The organism is Streptomyces sp. IBSBF 2435 (assembly GCF_036815005.1).
Lineage (GTDB): Bacteria > Actinomycetota > Actinomycetes > Streptomycetales > Streptomycetaceae > Actinacidiphila.
The window spans coordinates 1-4478 of sequence record NZ_JAJSYW010000155.1; the positions used below are offsets into that span (position 1 = coordinate 1).

Sequence of the window (4478 nt, forward strand, 5' to 3'; positions counted from 1 at the left end):
GGGGGGGGGGGGGGGGGGGCCCCGCCCCCCCCCGCCCCCCCCCCCCCCCGGCGGCCCGCCGCCGCCCCCGCCTGTGCCGCGTACGGCCGGATCCGGTCCGGCCTGCCCGGGCGTTCGTGCACCCCCGAGATACCTCGGCCCCGAGATGTCACCGCAGTGGTGAGAATGGACGAATTGTGAGCGCGAAGCGGCCCAGGACGCTGAAGACCGTGACCGGCGCCGGCGGCACGTCGGAGACCTACGACCTCGCGATCGACCCCACCCGGTCCACACTGAGCACCGCGGTGCGGGTGGCGAAGCTCGCCGAGGCCGCGAGGATCGACGCGCTGTTCACCGCCGACCTGCTCAGCTTCGGCGCCCAGGGCGCGATCGGGTCGCAGGAGCCGCTGGTCTTCGTCTCGGCGCTGAGCCAGGTGACCTCGCGGATCGGCCTGATCGCCACGGTCTCGACCACCTTCCACCACCCGTACAACCTCGCCCGGCTGTTCGGCACCCTCGACCACGTCAGCAACGGGCGGGCCGCCTGGAATCTGGTGACCTCCTCCCTCGGCGAGGAGAATTTCGGCCCCGGCGGCCTGCCCAGCCCCGAGGACCGCTACGCGCGGGCCGCCGAGACACTGGAGGTGGTGAACGCGCTGTGGGACAGCTGGGAGCCCGGTGCGCTGACCGTCGGCGCGGACGGCCGGGTGGTACTGCGCCCGGAGCGGGTGCACCCCATCAACCACTCCGGCCGGTTCTTCGATGTGGCAGGCCCGCTGAACATCCCGCCGCTGCCGCAGCGGCGCCCGGTGCAGATCCAGGCGGGCCAGTCCGAGGCGGGCATCGCGCTGGGCGGGCGCTACGCCGAGATGGTCTTCACCTCGCTCCCCGACCTGGACACCGCGCTGGACTTCACCCGGAAGGTCCGCGGCCAGGCCGAGCGGCTCGGCCGGGCCGGCGGGCTGCCGCTGATCCTCAGCTCCTTCCACGCCACCTACGGCGCCACCGAGGAGGAGGCCCGGCGGCTGGTGCGCGAGAAGCGCGAGTCGACCGACTTCGAGCGCGGACGGGCCCTGGTGGCCGACATGCTCGGCGGCGGGGTGGACCTGTCGGACCTCCCGCTCGACGCGACGCTGCCGGAGAGCCTGCTGCCCGACATCACCTCGGTGAACCGCCGCCGGGGCCGGGTCGACATCTTCACCGGCTACGCGCGCCAGGGCTACACGCTGCGGGAGCTGGTCATCGCGGCCCAGGACACCGGCCACTGGGCCGCCGCGGGGACGCCCGAGCAGCTCGCTGACGCGATCGAGGAGCGCTTCAACGCCGGTGTCCTGGACGCGATCCTGCTCGGCAGCCTCGCGGACCCGCGGCAGCACGACTTCGTCGTCAACGGCCTGCTGCACGAGCTGCGCAGGCGCAAGCTCGTCACCGAGGACTACACCGGCCCCACCCTGCGCGAGAACCTCGGGCTCGAACTGCCGCCCCGCACCGGAGCGCCGGTACGCGACGGGCAGGGAGCGACGACGGCGTGAGGCTGTGCCGGTACGGTCACGGCCGGGGCGGCCGTGCGGCGCCGGGCAGCCGGGCGCGCAGCGCGGCGGCACCGGACTCGGCGAGCCGGTCGGTGAGGGTGCGCAGGCCGGGGTGCACGACCCGCAGCACCTCGATGTCGGCGTGCCAGCGCGCGCCGGACATCCAGCGCTCCCTGATGCGGGCGATCTCGGGGTTGAGCGCGGCGGCCTCCTGCTGCGTGAGCTGCTCGCAGCGCACAGGGATGCCCGTCGCCTCCGTGATCGCGCGACCGCCTCGGCCGGGGTCGGGGCGTCCCCGGCCAGCTCCAGCGTCCTTCCGGCGAACCGCTCCGGCCGGTCGAAGGCCAGCGCGGTGAATACCGCGATGTCCTCCAGCGCGATGATCGGGAGCGGCCCGTCCGGCGGGAAAATGTGCCGGTGCACACCGTCGGCGATGCCGTCCAGGCCCATCGCGGCCGAGGCGGGGCGGGTTCGGCACCGGGAGCCGGTGCGCGGGCCGGTTACGCACCGGCCGCCGGCCCGGGTCGGTCTGCGGGCGCAGACCCGGTGCGCGGGCCGGTTTCCAACCGGGCGCCGGACCGCGGACCGGGTTCCGTACCCGCCGCCGGCTCAGCCCGGGGACCGCGGGTGCCAGGTGCGGTGCTTCGGGAGGGGTTTGGCGTAGCCGCCGGACCGGCTGGTCGTCAGGCCGAGCGCCACCAGTGACTCCGCGAGCCGGACGGCGGCGCCGACCCCGTCGACCACCGGAAGCCCCAGGGCGGCCGAGACGCCGCGCTCCAGACCCGTCATCCCGGCGCAGCCCAGCACCAGGACCTCGGCGCCGGCCGCCATGGCCCGGCGTCCCGCGGCGACGAAAGCGCCCGTCACCAGGTCGGAGTCCTCGTCCAGGTCCAGGACGGCCAGCCCGGTGCCGACCACGGCGGCGCAGTTCTGGCCGACGCCCGCGGTGTGCAGGCTGTCCTGGATCTGCCCGGCGGTGCGGTCCAGCGTGGTGACGACGCCGTATCTGCGGCCGAGCAGACAGGCCAGGTGGGCGGCGGCCTCGGTGATGTCGACCACCGGTACGTCGAGCAGTTCGCGGGCGCCCTCGCGCCCGTGCTCGCCGAACCCGGCCATCACCACCGCGTCCACCGGACCCTCCAGCCGCCGCAGCAGGTCGAGCACGGCCGCGGCCGACAGGTAGCTGTCCAGCCAGCCCTCGGCCGACGCGGGCCCCCAGTCGGGGGTGTGGCCGGTGATCAGGGTGCCGGGACCGGCGGCGGTCCTGGCACCCCGCACGATCCGCTCGGTCATCGCCGTCGTGGTGTTGCAGTTGGTCACCGCGATCCGCACGGCCGCGGCCTCAGTTCGGCCCCGCCGCCGCCGACGAAGGGACCGACGGCTCCGGCGCCGCCCGCTCGGCCGTCCGGCCGCGGTTCAGTGCCAGGTAGAGCAGCGCGGCGCTCGCCGTGCCGATGAACCAGGAGTACGGGGCGGTCTGCGAGAACGTGTGCACCAGGGCGATGACGGCGCTGGCCGCCGCCGTCGGCACGAAGGCGCCGACAGCACGGAGGTTGACGCCCCTGCGGTAGTGGTACGGGCCGTCGGGACCCGCGTCGAAGAGCGCGGGGACGTCGATCCGGCCGCCCTTGACCAGGTAGTAGTCGACCATGATGATCCCGAACAGCGGTCCCAGGAAGGCGCCGAGACCGCCGAGGAAGTAGTTGACGACGTCGGGGTTGGAGTAGAGGTTCCACGGCGTCACCAGCAGCGCGGCGACCGTGCTGATCAGGCCGCCGACCCGGAAGCTGATCCGCTGCGGCCACACGTTGGCCACGTCGTAGGCGGGCGAGACGAAGTTGGCCACGATGTTCACGCCCATGGTGGCGATGGCGAAGGTCAGGGCGCCGATCACCAGGACCGCGGTGTTGCCCACCTTGGCGATGAGCAGCGCGGGATCGGTGATCGCCGACCCGTAGACCTTGATGCTGCCGGCGGTGACGATCACCGAAAGCAGCGCGAAGGCCGAGGAGTTGATCGGCAGCCCCCAGAAATTGCCCCGGCGTACGGTGCGTTCGTCCGGTGCGAAGCGCGCGAAGTCGCAGAAGTTCAGCATCAGGGTGCCGTAGGTGGCCAGGATCAGGCCGATCGCGCCGAACCACTGGCGGACCTGCTCCGCGGTGGACACCGGGTGCGGGGTGCGGGTGAGCGGGATGCTCCAGTGGGCCTTGGCCAGGATCCACACCGCGAGCGCGATCATCACCACCCAGATCGCCGGACCGCAGAAGTCCTGGAAGCGGCGCACCGACTCCATGCCCCGGCTGATGATCAGCGCCTGCACCACCCACAGGGTCAGGAACGACGCCCAGCCGAGCGCGTCCAGGCCCAGAAAGCTGTGGTGCGTCCAACTCGCCAGCCCGGGGCGGGCGGTGAGCAGCAGCACATCAATGGCGACGGAGGCCAGATAGGTCTGGATGCCGTACCACATGATGGCGATCACGGCCCGGATCAGCGCCGGGATGTTCGCGCCCCAGACGCCGAAGCTGATCCGCGCCACGACCGGGAACGGCACACCGGTGCGCTGGCCGATCCGGCCCATCAGGTTCATGCCGACGAAGATGATGGCGAAGCCGACGAGCAGCGACGAGAAGATCTGCCACGCGCTGAGGCCGAGCACCAGCAGGCCCGCGGCGAAGGTGTAGTTGCCGAGGTTGTGGACGTCGGACATCCACATGGCGAACAGGTCGAAGGAGCGCCAGTTGCGGGTGGTGGAGGGGGCGAGGTCTTCGTTGGTCAGCCGGGGATCGGGCGAGGCGGGCAGGCCGGTGCCGGGCGGGTCGGTGAGGTCGGTGACGGACACGAGTACCTCCGCGGTGTGGGCGGGGACGGGGAGGATGAGCGGCCGGCACCGTTTTTGTTTAACAAAAAACTTCCCCCAATTTTGGCCCCGCGGGGGTGGGCGGGGGGCGCCACCCCCCCCCCCCCCCC

General features: G+C 72.9%; 4 protein-coding genes. 1 reads left to right on the top strand and 3 read right to left on the bottom strand.

Annotated features, from left to right (window positions below; all coding sequences use genetic code 11):
- The first annotated feature begins 176 nt into the window (after positions 1-176).
- Positions 177-1511, top strand: a complete 1335-nt coding sequence (locus V7E46_RS25260) for an NtaA/DmoA family FMN-dependent monooxygenase (RefSeq protein WP_333770557.1) — start codon at positions 177-179, stop codon at positions 1509-1511.
- A 16-nt stretch (positions 1512-1527) separates the two neighbouring features.
- On the opposite strand, the gene V7E46_RS25265 is transcribed toward V7E46_RS25260, so the two are convergent.
- The 3 genes from V7E46_RS25265 to V7E46_RS25275 form a co-directional block, all read right to left on the bottom strand.
- Positions 1528-1749, bottom strand: coding sequence for a hypothetical protein (locus V7E46_RS25265; protein ID WP_333770558.1), 222 nt, complete (start codon positions 1747-1749; stop codon positions 1528-1530).
- 371 nt (positions 1750-2120) lie between these two features.
- Positions 2121-2843, bottom strand: a complete 723-nt coding sequence (locus V7E46_RS25270; RefSeq protein WP_333770559.1) for an aspartate/glutamate racemase family protein — start codon at positions 2841-2843, stop codon at positions 2121-2123.
- A 10-nt stretch (positions 2844-2853) separates the two neighbouring features.
- Positions 2854-4350 (bottom strand): NCS1 family nucleobase:cation symporter-1, encoded by a 1497-nt coding sequence (locus tag V7E46_RS25275; protein WP_333770560.1) that lies wholly within the window; start codon positions 4348-4350, stop codon positions 2854-2856.
- Positions 4351-4478: the final 128 nt, after the last annotated feature.